The following is a 20,019-nucleotide window of genomic DNA, read 5'->3' on the forward strand; positions in this document are numbered from 1 at the left end:
GGAGTTGCGCTGGGCGTATGGCATCCTGCTCCTCCTGCCCGCTCAACAGTGCAGGCGGCAGGGTGATCGGCTGAGCCGTACGACAGGTAGCTTCGGTGATCAAGCTTTCGTACAACAGAATCCGTTCTCGCCGGCGGCGTCGGCACGGCTGGCCCGCATGTAGGCAGACCTTCGCCGAGCCTCGCACAGCGAGCCCCCAGATCCTCAGCGAGGCACGTCGGGCTCGGTGATCGAACGCGGCGAAAGCCCCAGTGTGCGGACGTATTCAGCGATGGCGCCCAGATTCGTGGTCCACACGTCGTCATGATCGAGCACGTAGCGCATCAGGTCGTCGAGTTCGGCGGCACGTGAGGTCCGCCCGGTCAGGAACGGATGGTTGGTGAGCACCCAGCAACCGTGGGCCCGGCGTAGCCCGTCGAACTCCAGTTGCCACAGTTCGCGCGCCTTGCGTGGACTCTCGATCAGCCCGCTGCCGGAAATGTCGGGCAGGTAGCAGTATTGCTCCCAGTCGTCGAGTGCCCACTGGATCGGAATCTCGACCAGAGAACGATCCGCGCCAGGCGTGATCGCGAGTTCATACGGATGATCGGCGTCCATCAGGCTGGAGTCGTACAGGAATCCGCGCTCCGCCAGCAGTGCGGGCGTCCGCCACGACAGGTCCCACATCGGGGCCCGGTATCCGGTGGGCCGCACCCCGGCGACGTCGGCCAGGGCGGCAAGGCCCCGGTCGATCACATCGATCTCCTGCTCGAGGGTCAACGCGGTGGGCTGTTCATGGAGGTATCCGTGGTGGGCGATCTCATGTCCGGCGGCGACGATGCTGCGGACCGCCTGCGGGTAGCGGTCGGCCGTATGGCCGGGCACGAAGAAAGTCGACGCGATCTGGTGTCGCTCGAGCAGGCTCAAGATTCGGGGGACGCCGACCAGTGGGCCGTAGGCCTGGTGGCTCATCACGCTCATCCGAGCGCCGACGGCCTCCAGAGTCCCCGGGGGTCCCCACAGCACCGCCGACTCGGCGTCCACGTCGAAAGTGAATGCGGCGGCCGCGGTTTTGCCTTCGGGCCAACGTAATTCACTCATTCATCGACCATAATCGAGATCAGCTCATAGGCGAGGTTGGCGGCGGCGACAGCGGTGACCTCGGCATGATCGTAGGCCGGGGCCACTTCGACGACGTCCGCCCCGATGATGCGCAGCCCCCGCATGGCCCGCAGCACCGCCACCAGTTCGCGGCTGGTCATGCCGCCGATCTCCGGCGTTCCGGTCCCGGGTGCGAATGCCGGATCCAGCACGTCGATGTCGATGGAGACGTATACAGGGTGGTCGCCGACGCGGTTCAGCACCCGTTCGATCACCCCGTCCACCCCGATGCGGTCGATATCGCGGCAGTGCACCACGGTGAACCCGAGCTCGGCGTCTTCGAGGAGGTCGGAGCGGTCGTAGAGCGAGCCTCGGATGCCGACGTGCGCGGAGCGGTCCTTGACCAAGAGGCCCTGCTCGGACGCGAGTCGGAATGGCGTGCCGTGGGTGCAAGGCGCACCGAAATAGGTGTCCCAGGTATCGAGGTGGGCGTCGAAATGCACCAACGCCACCGGCCCATGCACCTCGTTGACCGCCTGCAAGGCGGGCAGCGCGATGGTGTGGTCGCCGCCGAGCAGCACCACTCGTTGCTCGGGTCTGGTGATCAAACCCAGCACACCGGCGCGGATCTCGTCGACCGCAGCGGTGATGTCGAACGGGTTGGCCGCGATATCACCGGCATCCACCACCTGTGCCGCGGCGAACGGTGTCACATCGAGGGCGGGGTTGTAGGGCTTCAGCAAGCGGGAGGCCTGGCGGATCGCCGCAGGGCCGAACCGGGCGCCCGGGCGGTAGGTCACCCCGCTGTCGAACGGCGCCCCCGCCACGGCGATGTCGTAGTCGCTGACTTCGTGGCGCTGCGGCAACCGCGCAAACGTCGCGATGCCCGCGTAGCGCGGTACGGCCCGGGCGTCGACCTGGCCGAGCACTCCTGGCACCGTCTCCACATAGGGCTGGTCGTGCATCCGTGTTACCTCCTCACGCTCTTGACCGTGTCGATCCGCCGTTACACGAGATCACCTGACCGACAACCGCTTCCAACGTGAAGTCCGACAACAGCTCGACAGCGGCGGAAACTTCGTCGGGAGATCCGATGCGACCCAACGGGATCGATGAAGCATAGCGCTCGTGTACGGTGCTCAGGTCCACTCCGGCCGCTTGGGCGTCCACGTGCAACTGGGCTGTGTCAGTCACCCCCGGAGCGACCGCGTTCACGATGATGTGTTCGGGCGCCAGTTCCCGTCCCAAGGTCTTGACCAGCGAGATCAGCCCGGATTTCGCGGCCGCATACGCGGTCGCTTCCGGCCATCCGGTGACGCCCCACTCACTGGTTATCACCACGACGCGTCCCGCGCCGACCGCACGCATGTGCGGAAGGACCGCCTGCACGAGAGAGAATGTGCCACCCAGGTTGGTGTCCACCACTTTCCACCAGTCGGCGTCGTCGTGTTCGAGCAGCGGCGCCATGGTCATGTAGGCGTGGTTGGCCACCAGAATGTCGAGCCGCCCGGTCGCCTGCACGAGATCGGAGACGATGCGCCGGCACTCGGCCGGGTCGGACACGTCGGCGGCGACGCTGAGGCCGCCGATCTCCTCGGCGAGGCCGGTCAGGGCGCGGCTGTCACGAATGTCGTTGACGGCCACCGTGGCACCGGCCGCAGTCAGGCGTCTGGCGTGCGCGGCACCCATCCCTTGTGCGGCGCCGGTGATCAGCGCAACCCGTCCGTGCAGATCGGTGCTCATATGACGGCTCCGGAGTTGACGTTCACCACATCGCCCACGCTGAATGTCGCGTCACAGACCAGATATTCCACGCACCGGGCGACCTCCGGGGGTGTCGACAGCCGCCGCAACGGCAGCGTCGCCAGATACTCCGTTGCCCGCCAGGGGGAGTCGTCTGCCAGCAGCGGCGTGTCTGTGGGACCGGGCGCCACACAGTTGACCGCCACCCCCTGCGGTGCGACCTCGGCGGCGAGGCTGCGCACGAACCCGAGGATGGCACCCTTTGCCGCCGCGTAGTGCGCGTCCCCGTCGCCACCACCGACGGCCAGTTCGCTGGCCACCGCGACCAGCGCACCCTTCGTGGCGACGAGGTCCGGCAGTGTCGCCCGCGCGACATTGACCAGACCGCCCAGGTGCACGCGCAGCATCCGCCGCCAGGCGTCGACGGTGATGTCGGCGACCGGGGCCATCTCGTAGTAGCCCGCCGACGTGACGACCGCGCTGATGGGCCCGAGCTCGTCGCGGATCCGCGACACTGCGGCAGGCACTGCGATGGGATCCGAAACATCCACGGCCACGGTGTGTTCGACAGCGGCCGCGGACCCGTTGAGATCGAGACAGCCGATGGTGAACCCGCGGTCGACCAGCGCGTCCACGACGGCCGCCCCGATACCGCTGGCCCCGCCGGTGACCAGTGCGACGCGTTGCTCACTCACGGTCGGTCGGCCAGCTCATCACGCGCTTCGGCCTCGTCGACGACATCGGTCCCGGTGATGCGGGAGCGCACCGAAGCCAGGATCGCGGCGCCGATCACGCCGAGCACAACTACGCCGATCCATACCGACCAGTCCAGGTAGCGTTGATCGAAAGCTGCCCTCGGCCAGGCGATGTTGAGGAATTGCAGCACCGCCCACACCACGGCGACCACTGCCACCGGCAGTGTTGCGCGGCCCAGCGAGAACGCGGCAGGTGTCCAGGCCCGGCGCAGCAGAACGACGAGGAAGCCCACGAGCGGGAACAGGAAGGCGAGGTAGAACCCGCCCGCCGTGAAGTTGACCATCAACGAATAGACGTCACCCGCGACGATGCTGAGCAGGAACAGAGCCGCCCCGACCACCGTCGTGACCAGGATGGCCACCACAGGGATGCGAGCCTTGCCGCGCAGCTGCACCAGCGCACCTGCCGCGGGTAGGGCACCGTCACGGGCATAGGCCCAGATGACGCGGGACGCGGAGGTCTGCAGGGCGAGGAAGCTGGCCAGGAACCCGATGACGAACAACACCTCGACGGGCTTGGCGATACCGGTGCCGAGGGCGGTGGTCAGCGTGTCGTACACCGGGTCGGCCACAGTGCCGTCGGCGACGGCGCCCAGATCGGGGATCGCCAGGATGATCGCGAGGCTGGAGTAGGCGACCACCACCGCGATGAACGCCAACGAGAACAACACCGCCTTGGGCAGGTCCCGGCGCGGCTCGTGCACCTCCTCGGCGATGGAGCCTGCGCTCTCGAAGCCGACAAACGACCACCCGATGAAGGCGACCGCCAGCATGAAGGGCCCTGTCATGTAGGCCAGGGTGTCGGTGTCCGCGCCCCCACCCTCGAACAGCACCGACAGCGAGTTGCTCCGGTGGAACAGCAGCAGCCAGGTGCCCAGTACCACCGAGCCGATCACCTCGGCGATGATGCTGCCGATCATGAAGATCTTCAGCGCCCGCCGCCCGACGAGGTTCACCGCGGTGCCTGCCAGCAGTATCACCAGCGCGATCAGGGCCAGCGTCCCGCCCGAAGGGGCCTCGATCTCGACGATGTTGGCGACGAAGCCGGCCGCCCCGAGCGCCACCGTGGCCATCGCGATCACCAGGGTCCACACGTAGACCCAGCCTGAGAACCATCCGTAGGTGGTGCCGAGCAGACGGCGGGACCACTGGTAGAGGGAGCCCTCCAGCGGCCAGCGGGACACCAGGGTGGCAAAGATCAACGCTACGAGGAACTGTCCGGCAAACACCAGCAGAAAGCCCCACCAGAAGCTGGGCCCAGCGGCGGACAGCGCCAGGCCGAAGATTCCGTACAGGGCGACGATCGGCGAAATGAACGCGAACGCGAAGGCGAACGCCGACCACAACGAGAACTCTCTGCGGAGCACGTGCGGCTGCTGCTTGGAAGTGATCTGTGACGACATGTGCTGCTCCCCGTGTTCGGTGCGCTACTGGGTCGAACTATCACCCCAGGTCGGCAGCCATGCCAGCTGTTGCGGCGAAGACGCGGCGATCGCACCGTACGGGGGTTGGCCATTGGACGATCGCACAACGCGGGGCACCGCGCGTGTGACGGCGGCGTTACGCTCGTCCAATGACGGGCCACGTCGAGGCCGGAGCTCCCACGCTTCGTGAGCTGCTCGAGACTCGGGGGTTGGGACTGGCCGTCCCCGATGACACACCGCAGAACCTCGAGCGGACGATCACCTGGGCGCACACGACCGAGATGCGGGATCCATCGCGATATCTGCGGGGCGGAGAGTTGGTGTGCACGGTCGGCATCAGCTTGCGGACGCCACAGGACTGCCGGGTGTTCGCCGACTCGCTGGCCAGGGTCGGAGCGGCGGGGGTGTGCTTCGGCATCGGAGATGGTCACGACGCGGTGCCCGCGGCACTGCTGACCCACTGCCGTCGGCACGGATTGCCCGTTCTGGTCGCGTCGCCGAGCGTGCCGTTCAGCACGGTGAGCCGCTACGTCGCCGAATACGAACTCGGCGCAGAGATCGCCGTCGCACGCGCCACCAACGCGCTGGTTCCGGCGCTGCTGTCCTCGTTGCGTCGCCACGAGTCAGCACGCCAGTTGCTGGACACCGCAGGCCAGATCCTGGGGTGCTTTTTCCTGTTGGACGAGGGCGCCGGGGTCGACTGGGACGAGAGCGAGTCACCGGTGGTGACGGTCGAGGTTCCCGGACTGGGCACCCTCGGGTGGGTGGGACGCGGCGATCGCCCGGAGTCAGCGCTGCTCGACCTGATCGCCCGTTTTGTGCGCGCGACCCAGCTGGAACGCGACGTCGAGGCGGCGCTCACACGCGAACGGGTCGGTCAGCTCCTCTCGCTCGTGGAACGCCGGATGCTGCTGCCCGACGCTTTGAGCCAACTGCTGGACTGGCCCGGGTTCGCTGTCGCGGGGGCGCTGACGTGTTCAGCGTGGCCAGCTGGCGCGGGTGCGCTGCTGTCCATGGCGGTTCCCGACGCATTGGTCGGTGACGCCCCGGATCTCTGCCTGATGGTGACCGCGGACTCGCTGGAACTGACCGAGGACCTGTCCTTGCCGTCCGGTCACTCGGCGCCGGTGCCCCTCACCGAACTCGGCTCGGCGATCGGCCAGGCCCGCCTCGCGCTCGAGTTGGCTCGGCGCCGAGGACACCGGGTCGGCCCGGGCCAGCTGAGCACGCTCGACAGCCTGCTCGAGCAACTCCCACTCGCCCAGATCGCCCCGTTCCGACAACAGCTGATCGACCCGCTGGTCGAAATGGACAGTCAGCGTGGCACACAGCACGTGCGCACCCTGCGGACATTTCTCACCGCGAGCGGTTCGCTGAGCCGTACCGCGCGCGACCTGTACCTGCACACCAACACGGTGCGGCACCGGCTCGCGCGCATCCACGAGCTCACCGGCCGCAACCCGTTCGATCACGGGGATCAGATGGCGTTCTCGATCGGCCTGCACGCCGTCGACCGGGAGACCGAGCCCTCGGATCTCTCAGACTCGCCGAGCTCACAACGCTGAGCCGTCACCGTCGGCAGCACCTCTCGACGACCGATTCAGCAGTAGCGAGCTGACGGCCCGCACGTATCCCACGCCGAAGATGCACGCTGAGGCCGCCGTCGCGATCACCGAGTCACCGGCCAGCCCGAGCAGTGCCAGCGCCGCGGCCACAATTACCAGACACAACGCCGCGACCCTGCTGCTACCCAGTCGCTGGGCGGCAGCTCCGGTCGCCACACTCACCACGCCGGTGACGCCGGCGGGTCAGCGCGGCCGGGCGCATCCGATGCGTAGGTGAAATAGATGACGACGGCCGCGAAGTACACCACGGAGTACCCCGCCGGGACCCGCAGCGCTCTCGCCAGCGAGGAGGCGTTGTGCTGCTCATCCGGGCCTCGGGCCGACTCCGTTCGCGGCACCACTCGCAGGTTCACCACAGCGGCGACACCGCGTCACCGGTAGCTGCCTTGAATACTCGGCGCCATCGCCGCGGGGGTGACACGATGAGGCGACCGCATCAACCGACTGACACCGGGGGTGGTCGTGGAGTTCATCCAGGAGAATCTGATCGCGCCCGTCAGCGATCTGCTGTACAGCTACATCCTGGTCTATCTGCTGGTGGGCGTGGGCATCTATTTCACGGTGCGCACCCGCTTCATCCAGGTGCGCTACTTCACCCGGATGATCAAGCAACTCACCCACTCCCGCACCCATTGCGACGGGGTGTCGCCGTTTCAGGCGTTCTGCGTCGGGTTGGCTTCCCGGGTCGGCACCGGCAACATCGCCGGCGTCGCCATCGCGCTGACCATCGGTGGTCCGGGCGCGATCTTCTGGATGTGGGTGGTCGCCGCGATCGGAATGGCCACCGCGCTCATCGAGTCCACACTGGGCCAGATCTTCAAGGTCCGCGCTGACGACGGATCGTTCCGCGGCGGCCCGGCCTACTACATTCAGCGCGGCCTGGGTTCCCGGGCGGGCGGCGTCGTCTTCGCTGTCCTGCTGATCTTCACGTTCGGCATCGCCTTCAACATGGTGCAGGCCAACGCGATCAGCGATGTCGTCAACGGCGCGTATGCCGTCGACGTCCGGTGGATCACTGCCGGTCTGGTCGTGCTCGCCGCGCCGGTGCTGTTCGGCGGGGTGCGGCGGGTGGCACGGGTCGCCGAGGTGGTGCTGCCGCTGATGGCGATCGTCTACGCGTTGCTCGCGTTGGTGATCGTCGCCCTCAACATCGACTTCCTGCCCGAGGTGTTGACCCAGATCGTCGGCGGCGCTTTTGGTTTGACCGAACTGGCCGGCGGCTTCACCGGCGGCATCGCCGCGGCGCTGCTCAACGGCGTCAAACGCGGTCTGTTCTCCAACGAGGCCGGTATGGGCAGCGTGCCGAACGTGGCGGCAACGGCAACCGTGTCGCATCCGGTGAAACAAGGCCTCATTCAGTCGGTGGCCGTATTCGTCGACACGATGGTGATCTGCACCGCGACGGCCTTCATCATTCTGGTGTCGGGACCCAGCATCTACGACCCGGCGACGCCCACCCGGGTGGAAGGAGCGACGTTGACGCAGGCGGCGATCGCCGACAGCCTCGGTACCTGGACGGTGTGGTTGGTGACGTTGCTCGTCTTCGTCTTCGCCTTCTCCTCGGTGCTGGGCAACTACGTCTACGCCGAGATCAACTTGTTCTTCTTGGGCGCCGGACGAAAGTCGATCAACGTGTTCCGAGTGCTGGTGCTGGTCGCGATCGGCGTGGGTGGCGTCTCGCAGCTGACCGCGGTGTGGGCGCTGGCTGACGTGGCCATGGGTCTGATGGCGTTGGTGAACCTGGTGGCGATCGTGTTGCTCGGCAAGTGGGCGTTCGCTGCGATCAAGGACTTTCACCGGCAAGTCGACAGCGGCGTCGATCCCGTCTTCGTTGCCGAGGATGCCGACCTACCGGGGCGTCTGGAGGGCGACATCTGGCAACGTGAAGCCAAGGTCAAAGCCGACACCTGAGGGGGTGCCCGCTACCGCCGAAGCAGCAGCGCCAACCCACTGAACAGTGACACCGCGCCGGTCAGCACGAGCACCGTGCCCAGCCCCAAGCCGGGGATCACCGCACCGGCAACCGCCGGCGCGGCGACCGAGCTGACGGCCCCCACGACCAGGCAGGCGGTGAACGCTGCGCCTGCCCGGTCGGGCACCAACTCGGCGGTCCAGACCGCGAGCACCGCCGACCCGGTCATGTATCCCACGCCGAAGATGCACGCTGAGGTCGCCGTCGCGATCACCGAGTCACCGGCCAGCCCCAGCAGTGCCAGCGCCGCGGCCACGATCACCAGACACAACGCCGCGACCCTGCTGCTACCCAGTCGCTGTGCGGCAGCTCCGGTCGCCACGCCCACCACGCCGGTGATACCGATCGCCGCGTACAGCGCAGGGACGGCCACCGCGGGGAGGTCAGCGCGGCCGAGCGCATCCGATGCGTAGGTGAAATAGATGACGACGGCCGCGAAGTACACCACGGAGTAGCCGGCCGGGACTCGCAGCGCTCTGGCCAGCGAGGAGGCATTCTGCTGTTCGTCCGAGCCTCGGGCGGGCTCCGTTCGCGGCACCAACCGGAGGTTCACCACAGCGGCGACCACCGCGGCGAGGGCGATACCGACCCAGACCAGGCGCCACGAGCCCACCGCGGCGAAGACCGCCAAGCCGCCCAGCACAACAAGTCCGCCGCTGGTGCCCGTCGTGATGATGGCCAGCGCCCGCGGCTGCTGCCGCAGGGGCACCATCCGCGTCACGATGTCCGAGTACGGCGCCCACACCCAGCCGCCCGCGCCACCGGCCAGCACAGCGCCGACGGCCAACAGCCAGGGGGACTGCGCGACCGCCACGATCACCGCGCCGGCCGCACCGCAGACCCCGCCCACGGTCGTCGGAGCGCGCGCGCCGCGGCGAGCCGCCAGGGGACCGGCCAGCACCAGTCCGGTCAGGTAACCGGCGAACGTGGCGCTGGCGATCAGGCCGAGCACCAACTCCGAGAGCCGCAGCTCATCGCGGATGTCGGGCAGCGTCAGACCGTACGCATACCGGGCCATCCCGAAGGCGACCCCGACCACTGCCGCTCCGGCCAGGCCCACCCGGCCGCCGGAGGAGAGCGTCATGAATCAGTCCCATTGTGCGCGTTGATGTCCGAAGTTTCCAGCAGATGACGCACTGCATGATCGAGAAATGCCAGCAGCGGGACCGCCAGCAGGACGCCCACCACACCACCGACAACCGCACCGCCGGTGAGAGCGATCAACACCGCCAACGGATGCAGACGCACAGCCCGCCCCATCACCAAGGGCTGCAACACATTTCCCTCCAGCTGTTGGACTGCCAACACCAGCCCCAGCGTAATGAGTCCATACACCCAACCCTTCGCCAGCACCGCGACGATGACGGCCAGGAAGCCGGTGACGACCGCGCCGACGAAGGGCACAAACGCGCCCAGGAACACCAGCGACGCCAACGGCAGTGCCAGCGGGATACCCATGATGAACAGGCCCGCACCGATGCCGACGGCGTCGACGAATGCCACCAGGAAGGTAGCGCGGACGTAGCCGGTCAGGGTGGTGAAGCCGGCCTTGCCCGCGCCGCGAACCCGTTCGCGGACGGTGGGCGGGAAGACCTTGGTGATGAACTCGAAAATGTTGCGACCGCTGTACAGGAAGTACACCAGCGCGAAAAGAGCGATGAAGAAGCCGGCGACGATCTGGGTGAGCGTCGATGCCGTCGACATGACCCCGGTGGTCAGGCGATCCTGCTGGTCTTGAAGCGTGCCGACCACATTGTTGACGGCGTTGTCGATCTGATCCCGGCTCAACCCGAGGGGCCCGTTGGTAGCCCAGTCCTGTAGCGACTCGATACTGGCCGTGACCTGGTCGGTCAGCGCCGGTAGACCTTCGATGAATCGTGTCACGACGAAGGTCAGGATCCCTCCGATGAAGCCCAACCCGGTCAGAAATACCAGCAGGACGGCTAGGCCGCGGGGTAGACGACGCTGGTCCAACCAGTCCACCAGCGGCAGGAACAGCGCGGTCAGGATCAGCGCCAGCGACAGTGGCACGACGACGACGGTGAAGCGCTTGACGAGCCAGAACAGCACCGCTGCGGCGGCGGCCAGCACGACGAACCGCCACGCCCACGCGGCGGCTTTTCGGATCAGCGGGGATACGGAGTCGTCGGCGGTGCCGGACATGCGTCAGTCCGTCGGCGGTTGCGTCGCCGGCGTGTCCCAGTCGACGGCTTGTTCGGCGCCGGCGTAATTGTCGAAGGTCGCGATCACCCGACGGCTCGGTTCCTTCGTGCGGACCGCCGCCGCCGGGGTCGCGGCTCGCTGGTGGATGTCTCTGCCATGACAACTCCTTTCTCGTCGCCTGTCCTCTGCCGGCAGTACCCGCCTGCGCGTCGCCTACACGGGAGTATCGAACGATCGACACGTCGGATCGGGAAGCGCTGGAGACGCATGAGCGACGACGCGGTGGGTGCTCAGGCACCGTGGACAGCCGGGCGGCCTGAGCCACACCCACTCTGCGACCGCCAGGCCGTCACCCCCGCCAGCAGCTGCCAGCCGATGATCGTGTAGATCGCCGTCCGCTCCCAGGCGCCGTCGTCGAAGACCAGGCGTGCGTCGAGCACGCTGTTGAACAGCAGAAGGGCGCCCGCGATCAACCCGACGACTCCCAGCGTCGCCCCGGACGCACCAAGGGCACGAAATCGGCTGCGACGCAGAAGCACGACACCGGCGCAGACGACGGCCAGGTTGCCTCCGACGATCGCGGCCGTCGCGCCGAGGACATGCACCAGCGCCTGGGTATCAGCACCTCCGCTCGGGAACAGGCCCACGGCTACCGATCCGACACCGTAGGTCAGCGCGAGACCGGAAAACATCACGCCGCCGCGGCCCAGCCGCATCGCGGCGGCCACCACGGCGGCGGCGAGCGCGAACGCCACTCCTTGCGCGACGAACGCGATGTTCATCCAGGATGCCCGTGGTGAGAGCGCCGGTTGACCGAGGTCACTGATGTAGTCCACCCAGTAGCGGTAGCCGCGAATCTGCTCGGCGACAACGGCTTCCGTCGCCAGATACCACGCACCGGCGACCAACCAGAGTGCACCGGCCAGTCGCAGGGCCGGTGATGCCGCGGAGGTTCGCACCACGACAGGGTGCCACGGACGCAGTGCCCGCCCGGTTATCCTGGCCGGGTGAGCAGCCAGAAAGTCGCGGGCGGGGTGGTGCACGAACTGCCCGCGGACCTACGTGAGGCGCTGAGCGCCAACGGCACCGCGCTCGCCGCCTGGAATGACATCACCCCGTTGGCGCGCAACGAGTTCATCTGCTGGGTGGAGGACGCCAAGCAGCAGAAGACGCGCGAACGGCGTATCCGCAGGACCCAGGAAGAACTCGAGGAAGGCCAGCGCCGGCCGTGCTGCTGGCCCGGGTGCAAGCACCGCGAGCGCACCGGCAAGGCCTGAGGTCCGAGGCCTCACCCTCCGATGAAGCCCAGCATGTTCGAGAAGTACAGGACGGCGAAAACGCCGTAGAACAGCCCGGCGAAGCCCAGCAGGCCCATCGAAAGCCGGCTCGGTCTCAAGGCATCGGGGATGCGGCGGTTGACGGCCAGTGTCGTCAGCACGATGAACGGGGTGTGCACGCTGGCCACGACTCCCGACGCGGACATGACGGCGACGGGATCCCGCACGATCACGATCACGATGGCCGGGATGAGGCCGGTGAACGTCACCGCGAACAGGATCTTGAGCGCTCGTGCGGTGCCCATCGTCTCCGGGCGCCAGCTGGTGACGCGTTCCGTCCACGAACGGCCCGACTTCCCGGACAGCAGCAGGGTGATGTCGGCGAAGGCGCGTGACCATCCGTCCTGGTTCGCCAACACGCTGCCGCCTAGCGCCACCACGATCGCCGTGAACATCAACCAGTGTCCGACGGTGCCCCACACTTCTGACAGCAGCAGCATCAGATCGTCGGCCACCCCGATTCCCGACGGCACGACGCCTGCCGGGGCGAGAAGTTCGGCGCCCAGCACCAGGAAGGCCGTGATGATGACGGCCCCGGTGAGCACGCCGACCGCCGCGGTGTTCGACAGGGTGCCGAACCACGAACGCAACCGTGCCGCGCGCTCCTCGGCGGATTCGGGCGAGGCGCCCTGCTCCTCGGATGTGGACTTGTCCATCCCGCCGCCGTACCCGCGGCGGGCGGTCCAGTACGAGAACCATACGATGCCCATGGACCCCGCGAGAATCGTCCCGATCCAAGGCAGCACGAAGGGCACGCTGAGGTCCGACGGGATACCGGGCACCACTCCGGCCCGCGCGTCCCCGTCCGGCTGAAAGACCCATGCTGCGGCGACCACCGTGATCGCCACCAGAACCAGTGCCAAGACCAGGGCGGCTCGGGACACGGCGGGGTAGCCACCGCTGACGACCACCGCCGTCGTGATCAGCAGTAGCAACAGGGACCACAGCAACATTCCGCCCGGAAGCACGGAAGCGAATGCGCTGCCCACCAGGGCGCTGAGCCCTCCCACGCCGGCCACCGCGGCGACGAGTTGCGGCAGCAGAACCACCCACAGGGCCCAGTTGCGGGGCCCGGGGAGCGTGGAGAACCCGTCCAGCAGAGTCCGGCCGGTGACCACCGCGAACCGGCCGGCCTCCCGGATCATCACCCACATCAGGATCGCGACGCCCCACAACAGCCAGAGCAGCTCATAGCCGTATTCGGAGCCGACCCGCGGGGTGAACAGCACCGAACCTGACCCCACCGCAGACATCGCCCACAGCAGGCCCGGACCCCACCACCGCAGGCGGGCGACGCCGGTGGGTGGATCCGGGACACGCTGCCGCAGTTCCACGGTCTTCTCAGAGGTCGTGGTGTGCATGCCCGTCAACCGTTGCCCGCGGTCGGCCGGCCTAAACCCCCGGCGGTCCGGAACCGATCACGATGCTTGTCACATCCGGCGGCGACGCCAGCAGCCCGTGGTGGTGAAAGCGGTTGCCTCCGGAGCGCTTTGCGCGATACATGGCATGGTCGGCCACGATGACCAGGTGGGTGAGGAAGCGTCGAGCCTGCCCGTCCTCCGACGGAACTCCAGCCAGCGGCGCACAGACGGTGCCGACGCTGGCGGTCACCGGAACAGGCAGGCCGGCGATGGTCTGACAGATCCGGCCGGCGAACGGCGCGGTGTCCGGAATGGCCGACAGCGCGGCGATCAGAAATTCTTCGCCTCCGCTGCGGCCGATCACCGATGTCGGGCCGGCAGCGACGGGCAGCGCCCGGGCGACGGTGACCAGTGCCGCATCGCCGACGTGGTGGCCGTGGGTGTCGTTGACCGCTTTGAAGTTGTCGAGATCCACCAACGCCACGAACAGGTAGTGCACGGTGGTGTCGCGCTCGGTGAGCAACTCGAGCGTCGCTTGGAAGAACGCGGGTCGGTTGAGCAGCGTGGTCAACGGGTCACGCGCGGCGTGCACCAGGTCGGTGCCCAGCGCGCGGACGAGGAACTGAATGGCCAGCGGCATCGCGATGTTGATCAGTAGGACGAGGAACAGGTCGACCACCGCCAGGGCCGGGTGCCCGGACATCGCCAACCGGACGGCCGCAGCCAGGGCGACGCCCGCAGCGACGAAGAAGTTGTAGAGGACGAGCGCGGTGGAATGGAAGAACGCGATGTAGGCACCGATGATCGCGAACGAGATGCAGCCGATCAGCGACGCCAGCGGGGTGGGATAGGCCAGACAGGCCAGCGCCACCGCGCCGTTGGACACGACGGAGAACACCTGCGACTGGCGTTGCGTGGGCCAACGCCAGGCCCACAGCAGTACACCGGCCACCCCGCAGGCCGCAGCCAACCAGGTCATCGCGACCGGCACGGTGCCCCGTGGTCCGTCGGAGCTGAGCAGCAGCACAAGCAGACTCACTGCCAACGAACCGGCGATCAGCCCCATCATCAGTCGCACCCGGGTGGTCTGGCCCCGGGCACGTAGGTAGCCGCTGAGCCAGTCGTAGTGGCTGGGCTGCAGCCACCGCGGACTCTGTGATGCGGCCATCGTCACCCCCGCGAACAAACATACTGACTGCGGCGACCCCCCGGTGACACCAATGTCGAAGCGCCGGGACGCTGGTTGGCGTTCATTTCCGGGTTTCGGGTATGAAGGCGGAGTGCGTCTGGAGCACCGCGCTGTGCTGGCTGCGGGGGTGGAGGCTGTCCGCGCGACGGCCGGCGCGTTGCTCGGGCGGCCCGGTGGTTTGTTCGGTGCCGGGGGTGAGACCTTCGATGCCACCTTGCGCATCGACGACGACGCCCGTGTGCCGGGGTCGGTCGCATTGCTGCGGCCGGGCTCCGTGCACCGTGCCGTGGTCCAGGTGGGTCCTGACCGGCGGAACACCGCGGTTCGCAAACTGTGTGTGAAGATTCCCGATGCCTACGGCCGAGGTCGCGATCAGGATTTCCTGCTGGCGTCGTCCGGCGATGGCGCACCTCTGCACCACGCGGCGCTGCCGACGGACTCGGTAGCCGCCCTGTACTCGTCGCTGTGGCTCTACCTCGCCGGCCTGCAGCCGGTGTTGTTCGGGGCGCGCACCTCGACGACCGGTCGCGACCTACGCTTCGGACCCGGAGATGAACTGAGCTTCGCGCTCAGCCCCCCGCTGGGTGAGTTCCGCCGGATCGGGTTGTTGACGTTGGCCGAACCGCACGACGGCACCGTGCGCTTCGCCGGCCGCAACAGTGGCGGCAACCTCTGGCCGCTACCGCCGGTCAGCTTCTACTGAAGGGCCCCGGATTCACGACCGGCTGCGCCGGGTCTCCCGACGGTTCGCCTTCTCGATGGCCGAGACGAGGTCGTCCTTGTCCATCTTGGAACGACCGGAAATGTCGAGGCGGCGGGCCACCTCCATGAGGTGCTTCTTGGTGGAGTTGGCGTCAACACCCTCGGCGGTGTCTCCTTTGGCATTCGGACCGCCACTCTCGGCCCGGTCGTCGGACCGGCCGCGTTGATCCTTGGCCTCCCAGTGGTCCCCCCCTTTTCGTAGCTGTGTTTGAGCGCGCTGGAGGCGACGCGGTGCGCGCGTTCCCCTTCGCCGTACTCCTCGACGGCTGAGTCGTGCGCCTTGGCGAAGGTGCGCTGGGCTTTGTCGTCGGACCGCTGCAAGGTGCTCGGCAGTTCGCTCTCCTTGGCCTGCATCCGGGCCGCGCTGCGCCCGTGGCCGGGAGGTCGCACGGATGGTTGTTTGACCCGCCAACCGACGGGTAGGTCGCAGCCATGAGTTATCAAACGCACCGGGTCACCGGAGCGGCAGCGGTGGCCACACTGACCGATCTGGGGCTGTCATCAATTGCGGCGGGAGTGCTGGCACGCCGGCGGCCGGTGATGCGACTGCTGGAACGCACGCAGGCCGACGCCCGGGCATCCAGACGGATGCACTTGCTGCGCAGCAGATACGGCCGTGGTCCCGTCGAAGTGGTGCTGCCGGGACGGCGCATCATCGTCGTGCTCGACCCTGAGGACGTCGGCCAGGTGCTCGCTGATGCGCCGACGCCGTTTCACCCCGCCAATCGGGAGAAACGCAAAGCGCTGCAATGGTTTCAACCCCGTGGAGTCCTGTTCTCGAGGGGCCCAATCCGCCGGCAACGACGGGAGTTCAACGAGACCGTGCTGCAAACCGACTCCGAGGTGCATCGGTTGGCCCCGCATTTCGCCGCGGTGATCGCCGAGGAGGCGCGGGAGCTCACCACCCGTGCCGCGGAGAGCCGGCAGCTGGATTCATCACAGTTCATGACGGTGTGGTGGCGGGTGGTGCGGCGTCTGGCCTTCGGTGATGCTGCCCGCGACGACGAGGAGATCACCGACCAACTGCTGCGGCTGCGAAAGGCCGGCAACTGGTCGTTTCTGGCGTTGCCGCACTACCGCGAGCGGTCACGGTTCCTCGACCACCTCTACCGGTACGCAGAAGACCCGCAGCCGGGCACGCTCGTCAGCGCGGTCGGTGAGACCAGGGCGCCGGGTGGGGTGGATCAGGTCGGTCAGATGCCGCAGTGGCTCTTCGCGTTCGATGCCGCAGGCATGGCTTCACTACGGGCCCTGGCGTTGCTGGCAAGCCATCCCGAGGAGCTGAAGCGGGCAATAGAGGATGCCGCCGATCCGGAGGACCCGGCGCTGCGACCGTATCTGCGCGCCAGCGTGCTCGAGTCAGTGCGGCTGTGGCCCACGACGCCGGCGATCCTGCGCGACACCACCGAGGTCACCACCTGGCGGGAAGGCTCGGATCGCTTCACGATCGACAAGGGCGCTGGTCTGGTGATCGTGGTGCCCGCCTTCCACCGCGACGGACAGCTGCTGCCGTACGCCCACCAGTTCGTCCCCGACATCTGGCTCGACGGCCGCGCCGTGCAACAACCGCAACTCGTGCCGTTCTCCGCCGGCCCCGCCGAGTGCCCCGGCCGCAACCTGGTTCTCCTTGCGACCAGCACGCTGCTCGCGCATCTGCTGGACACTGTCGAGTTGCGGTTGACATCGATGCCGCGGTTGTCACCGGACAAGCCGCTGCCGCTCACGCTCAATCAGCTGACACTCGAGTTCGACGTGCAGCCCAAGCACAGCGCACAGCGCGCTGCAGCGTCGAACTGAGAGGTCACGCGCCGAGTTCGGACACTTCTGTATCGAGAGCCGCTGCCTGCTCAGTGAGTTCATGGTCGGACAGGTCCGTCCCACCGGTGCGTTCGAGAAGGGCGGCCCGTGAGATGACCTCCAGCGCGCCCCGGTGCTTTTCGTCGTCGATCTCGCCGCCGGTGATCACCTCGACCCGGCCTTCGATCAGCACTAGAACACTGTCGTCGTCGGCATCCAGCAGTCGGCGCACATCGTCAGTGGAAATAGTCATGACGGCTGTGTGCCCCGATGTGGAGCCTTTACACGGCGAAACCGGCCTTTCATCTCAAGATTCGGCGCCGCCATGCCGGGTAGTCGATCTGCAGGCCCTGCCCGAACAATCCACCTGGGAGGTTGGAGATGGAACGCGGAAGCTCCAAGCACGGACAGCGCGAGGACGACGCGCTCAAAGAGGAATTGCAGGGAACGCTGAAAGGGAACAGGTCCTCACGTGTCGAGGAGTGGCGCGACCCGGAGCCGCCGGCCGACGACGATCCCGACGTCCCGACCGCCGGCCCAGCGGACCGCTGAGAGATCAGTCCGGTGACCCTTCGGAGTCGTCGAAGAACGCCCAGTGCCCGTCGTCGCCGGACTTGACCTCCATCCGCCAGCCGAGCTCTGAGTTGTCGGCTTTCTGATCGACGAACCAGGCGTGGGCGTCGTCGGCGCTCTCGATGTCCTTCGTGTCGACGACGTCTCCCTTGGGATTGAGTACGCGATATGTAGCCATGGGCGGCGTATTCCCGTTGTGTCACAGTCGAAACTGACCCGAACTACTCGCTGCGGCCGGTGTGCTGCCGCAGATCGTCGATCAGCTCGGAGGCCTGGGCTTTCATCGCGTCCCCGGGGACTTCTTGCCCGGCCTCCCGGGCCAGCATGTGCAGATTGCTGTGTTGCGCACCCGTCATGGGTTCGTCACAGTGGTCACCCACTGAGAAGGCGTGGGTGGGTACTGGCAGCTGACGGCGGTAAGGGCCCGCCGGCCGCGAGAGTGCCCCCAGACCGGCAATCGCCGCTGTCGACGATAGTTGCACTGCCGAACTGATTGTTTTAGTACAAACTTTGCTTGTGGCAGTTAACAGGTCGAAACATCGCGACCTGAGAAACATCGCCGGTCTGCAGACGCTGGTGATGGTCAGCGAGCTGGGCAGTCTCACCGAAGCCGCCCGCAGACTAGGCGTGTCCCAGCAGGCCGTGTCGGCTCGTCTGCAGTCACTTGAACAGGCGGCTGGGCGGCCGCTTCTTGTGCGCGGGCCCAAGGGCAGGACCCTGACAGCGGACGGCAAAGTGATTGCTGACGTCGCGTTGGAGGTCCTGAGCGCACTCGATCGACTGGACACGGTGGTCGACTGCCTGCACACCCAGCGGTATGTCCTACGCGCGGCCGCTAGCTACACCGTCGCCGAGTATCTGATTCCTCGTTGGCTGATGCAGCTGTCTCTGGCCTACGGCGCCGACAATGCTCAGGTGACCGTGGCGGCGGTGAACAGCGCGACGGTGTTCGCTGAGGTCCTGGACGGCCTGCACGACGTTGGGTTCGTCGAGTCGCCTGACGTACCCGCAGGTCTGCATCATCGGGTCGTCGGCCGGGACGAGATGGTCGTGGTCGTGGCACCGAACCACCCCTGGGCCGGAACTGACGGCCGCGCGATTGCAATCGACGAACTTGCCGCGACGGCGCTGGTGTGCCGGGAGGCAGGGTCCGGAACGAGATCGAGCTACGAGCGGCTGATCTCCTCGCGTAACCCTCATCTGGCTGTCGCACCGCCGGCGATCGAGTTGCCGACGACAGCGGCAATCAAGAACGCAGTGCGGTGGGGTTTCGCACCAGCCGTGCTGAGTTTGCTGAGTGTCCGTGAGGACCTCGACTACGGCCGCCTTCGGCGAGTAAGAGTTGACTCCCCCGCTTTTGTGCGCGATATCAAGGCAGTGTGGCCCGCGTCGGTGAAGAGCTTGTCGGCGCCAGCACGCCAATTGATCGAAGTCGCGTCGAGGCGGCACTGAACTACATCTGACCGCCGTTAACCAAGCCGTAACTCCTCCCATGGCAGACCCGCGAGACCGCTGTGAGTATGGAGCGCGTTGACAGCCGCAACCGATAGGACGGCCAGTATGCAGCTTCAGATATGTTCGTGGATAGACGATCTGGGAGGTGACGCACCCTTTGGAGATCCGTTGGGTGCGTTGTGTTGCAGCCCTGGCGAGGCAGCGGATGTGTTCGCGGTGGGCGGTGCGGTCCTCATATGTGACTTGAGCGCAGGCGAACTAGTGGCTGAACTGTGTGTGCCCGCCGAGGGTCTCACTACCAAAAAGTCGGCATTTTTGGTGCGGCACACCTCAGGCATCATGACAGCCACCATCGACACGGTGGCAGCACAGCGTCTCGACCTCCCCCCGCTCCGCCTTGACTTTGAGCGAGACGCAGGAAGGTTCTGCGTTGCCGTAGATGCGAAGTCCCGCACGACAGGCATTTCTGCACAAGACCGCGCACGAACCATCACGCGGATCGCCGATATAGACGCGAAACCAACCGACTTTGACCGTCCGGGACACGTGTTGCCGGTGGTGACCGGCGGTGCGTTCGCGGGAGCGCGATGGACGCGCTATGACGCCGCAGCTGCCCTCAGCCGTCGCGCGGGACTGAGCGGCGTCGTGGCGAGCGCTCCTCTCGTCGATGGCCTGGGCGCAACTGCGGTCCCATTCGTAGCCGACTTCGCGCGGGCTCATCAGCTGAATCTGGTGTTTGCGAATCAACTGAAACCGAATTAACGCGCTTCCACACCTGTCCGT

At 67.0% G+C, this 20,019-nt stretch carries 23 protein-coding genes and 1 pseudogene; 8 read left to right on the forward strand and 16 right to left on the reverse strand.

Annotation, left to right across the window (positions count from 1 at the left end; genetic code table 11):
- Window positions 1–204: 204 nt before the first annotated feature.
- The 5 genes from G6N53_RS04960 to G6N53_RS04980 are packed head-to-tail and all read right to left on the reverse strand — an operon-like array spanning window position 205 to window position 4,981.
- Window positions 205–1,080 carry a polysaccharide deacetylase family protein gene (locus G6N53_RS04960; protein WP_163887495.1) on the reverse strand — a complete coding sequence of 292 codons (876 nt, stop codon included), beginning with the start codon at window positions 1,078–1,080 and terminating at the stop codon, window positions 205–207.
- Window positions 1,077–2,045 (reverse strand): agmatinase, encoded by a 969-nt coding sequence (gene speB, locus G6N53_RS04965; protein WP_163887496.1) that lies wholly within the window; start codon window positions 2,043–2,045, stop codon window positions 1,077–1,079. The genes G6N53_RS04960 and speB overlap by 4 nt, the downstream gene beginning before the upstream one ends.
- 13 nt (window positions 2,046–2,058) lie before the next feature.
- Window positions 2,059–2,823 carry an SDR family NAD(P)-dependent oxidoreductase gene (locus tag G6N53_RS04970; RefSeq protein ID WP_163887497.1) on the reverse strand — a complete coding sequence of 255 codons (765 nt, stop codon included), beginning with the start codon at window positions 2,821–2,823 and terminating at the stop codon, window positions 2,059–2,061.
- Entirely contained in the window at window positions 2,820–3,518 is a 699-nt protein-coding gene (locus tag G6N53_RS04975) for an SDR family NAD(P)-dependent oxidoreductase (protein ID WP_163887498.1), read from the reverse strand. The genes G6N53_RS04970 and G6N53_RS04975 overlap by 4 nt, the downstream gene beginning before the upstream one ends.
- The gene (locus G6N53_RS04980) at window positions 3,515–4,981 is read right to left on the reverse strand and encodes an APC family permease (protein WP_163887499.1); all 1,467 of its coding nucleotides are present in this window, start codon (window positions 4,979–4,981) and stop codon (window positions 3,515–3,517) included. The genes G6N53_RS04975 and G6N53_RS04980 overlap by 4 nt, the downstream gene beginning before the upstream one ends.
- 170 nt (window positions 4,982–5,151) lie before the next feature.
- Between G6N53_RS04980 and G6N53_RS04985 the strand changes: the two genes are divergently transcribed.
- Entirely contained in the window at window positions 5,152–6,567 is a 1,416-nt protein-coding gene (locus G6N53_RS04985) for a PucR family transcriptional regulator (protein ID WP_163887500.1), read from the forward strand.
- Here the strand turns inward: G6N53_RS04985 and G6N53_RS04990 are convergent.
- Window positions 6,556–6,783, reverse strand: coding sequence for a hypothetical protein (locus G6N53_RS04990; RefSeq protein WP_163887501.1), 228 nt, complete (start codon window positions 6,781–6,783; stop codon window positions 6,556–6,558). The genes G6N53_RS04985 and G6N53_RS04990 overlap by 12 nt on opposite strands.
- Before the next feature lie 2 nt (window positions 6,784–6,785).
- Window positions 6,786–6,965, reverse strand: coding sequence for a hypothetical protein (locus tag G6N53_RS04995; RefSeq protein ID WP_163887502.1), 180 nt, complete (start codon window positions 6,963–6,965; stop codon window positions 6,786–6,788).
- A gap of 124 nt (window positions 6,966–7,089) precedes the next feature.
- Here G6N53_RS04995 and G6N53_RS05000 point away from each other — a divergent pair, with 124 nt between their 5' ends.
- Window positions 7,090–8,538, forward strand: a complete 1,449-nt coding sequence (locus G6N53_RS05000; protein ID WP_163887503.1) for an alanine/glycine:cation symporter family protein — start codon at window positions 7,090–7,092, stop codon at window positions 8,536–8,538.
- A gap of 11 nt (window positions 8,539–8,549) precedes the next feature.
- Here the strand turns inward: G6N53_RS05000 and G6N53_RS05005 are convergent, their stop codons facing one another.
- The 3 genes from G6N53_RS05005 to G6N53_RS05015 all read right to left on the reverse strand — a co-directional run bounded on the left by G6N53_RS05005 (window position 8,550) and on the right by G6N53_RS05015 (window position 11,721).
- Window positions 8,550–9,683 (reverse strand): MFS transporter, encoded by a 1,134-nt coding sequence (locus tag G6N53_RS05005; protein WP_163887504.1) that lies wholly within the window; start codon window positions 9,681–9,683, stop codon window positions 8,550–8,552.
- Window positions 9,680–10,762, reverse strand: a complete 1,083-nt coding sequence (locus tag G6N53_RS05010) for an AI-2E family transporter (RefSeq protein WP_163887505.1) — start codon at window positions 10,760–10,762, stop codon at window positions 9,680–9,682. Before G6N53_RS05010 ends, G6N53_RS05005 begins: the two co-directional genes overlap by 4 nt.
- Before the next feature lie 290 nt (window positions 10,763–11,052).
- The gene (locus tag G6N53_RS05015; RefSeq protein WP_163887506.1) at window positions 11,053–11,721 is read right to left on the reverse strand and encodes a DUF998 domain-containing protein; all 669 of its coding nucleotides are present in this window, start codon (window positions 11,719–11,721) and stop codon (window positions 11,053–11,055) included.
- Window positions 11,722–11,769: 48 nt separating this feature from the next.
- On the opposite strand from G6N53_RS05015, the gene G6N53_RS05020 reads away from it, so the two are divergent.
- Window positions 11,770–12,039: a YdeI/OmpD-associated family protein gene (locus G6N53_RS05020; RefSeq protein ID WP_163887507.1), complete on the forward strand. Its 270-nt coding sequence runs from the start codon at window positions 11,770–11,772 to the stop codon at window positions 12,037–12,039.
- 11 nt (window positions 12,040–12,050) lie between these two features.
- On the opposite strand, the gene G6N53_RS05025 is transcribed toward G6N53_RS05020, so the two are convergent.
- The gene (locus G6N53_RS05025) at window positions 12,051–13,460 is read right to left on the reverse strand and encodes an Nramp family divalent metal transporter (protein ID WP_163887508.1); all 1,410 of its coding nucleotides are present in this window, start codon (window positions 13,458–13,460) and stop codon (window positions 12,051–12,053) included.
- A gap of 31 nt (window positions 13,461–13,491) precedes the next feature.
- Window positions 13,492–14,628 (reverse strand): GGDEF domain-containing protein, encoded by a 1,137-nt coding sequence (locus G6N53_RS05030; protein ID WP_163887509.1) that lies wholly within the window; start codon window positions 14,626–14,628, stop codon window positions 13,492–13,494.
- A 112-nt stretch (window positions 14,629–14,740) separates the two neighbouring features.
- Between G6N53_RS05030 and G6N53_RS05035 the strand changes: the two genes are divergently transcribed.
- A complete protein-coding gene (locus tag G6N53_RS05035) occupies window positions 14,741–15,352 on the forward strand; it encodes a hypothetical protein (protein ID WP_163887510.1) in 612 nt (203 codons plus the stop codon).
- A gap of 12 nt (window positions 15,353–15,364) precedes the next feature.
- Here G6N53_RS05035 and G6N53_RS05040 read toward each other — a convergent pair.
- Window positions 15,365–15,765 (reverse strand): annotated as a pseudogene (locus G6N53_RS05040) (ChaB family protein).
- Window positions 15,766–15,843: 78 nt separating this feature from the next.
- Between G6N53_RS05040 and G6N53_RS05045 the strand changes: the two are divergent.
- Window positions 15,844–17,208, forward strand: coding sequence for a cytochrome P450 (locus G6N53_RS05045; protein WP_163887511.1), 1,365 nt, complete (start codon window positions 15,844–15,846; stop codon window positions 17,206–17,208).
- 4 nt (window positions 17,209–17,212) lie between these two features.
- On the opposite strand, the gene G6N53_RS05050 is transcribed toward G6N53_RS05045, so the two are convergent.
- Window positions 17,213–17,461: a hypothetical protein gene (locus G6N53_RS05050; protein WP_163887512.1), complete on the reverse strand. Its 249-nt coding sequence runs from the start codon at window positions 17,459–17,461 to the stop codon at window positions 17,213–17,215.
- Between the two features lie 128 nt (window positions 17,462–17,589).
- Between G6N53_RS05050 and G6N53_RS29805 the strand changes: the two genes are divergently transcribed.
- Complete coding sequence (locus G6N53_RS29805) at window positions 17,590–17,760, forward strand: hypothetical protein (protein WP_205390292.1); 171 nt, start codon at window positions 17,590–17,592, stop codon at window positions 17,758–17,760.
- 4 nt (window positions 17,761–17,764) lie between these two features.
- On the opposite strand, the gene G6N53_RS05055 is transcribed toward G6N53_RS29805, so the two are convergent.
- Window positions 17,765–17,959: a hypothetical protein gene (locus G6N53_RS05055; RefSeq protein ID WP_163887513.1), complete on the reverse strand. Its 195-nt coding sequence runs from the start codon at window positions 17,957–17,959 to the stop codon at window positions 17,765–17,767.
- A 43-nt stretch (window positions 17,960–18,002) separates the two neighbouring features.
- Entirely contained in the window at window positions 18,003–18,137 is a 135-nt protein-coding gene (locus tag G6N53_RS05060; RefSeq protein WP_163887514.1) for a DUF3072 domain-containing protein, read from the reverse strand.
- Between the two features lie 160 nt (window positions 18,138–18,297).
- Between G6N53_RS05060 and G6N53_RS05065 the strand changes: the two genes are divergently transcribed.
- Window positions 18,298–19,233, forward strand: coding sequence for a LysR family transcriptional regulator (locus G6N53_RS05065; RefSeq protein WP_237166412.1), 936 nt, complete (start codon window positions 18,298–18,300; stop codon window positions 19,231–19,233).
- A gap of 108 nt (window positions 19,234–19,341) precedes the next feature.
- A complete protein-coding gene (locus G6N53_RS05070; RefSeq protein ID WP_163887515.1) occupies window positions 19,342–19,998 on the forward strand; it encodes a 3,4-dihydroxy-2-butanone-4-phosphate synthase in 657 nt (218 codons plus the stop codon).
- The last annotated feature ends 21 nt before the right edge of the window (window positions 19,999–20,019 follow it).

The organism is Mycolicibacterium hippocampi (assembly GCF_010723735.1).
Taxonomy (GTDB): domain Bacteria; phylum Actinomycetota; class Actinomycetes; order Mycobacteriales; family Mycobacteriaceae; genus Mycobacterium; species Mycobacterium hippocampi.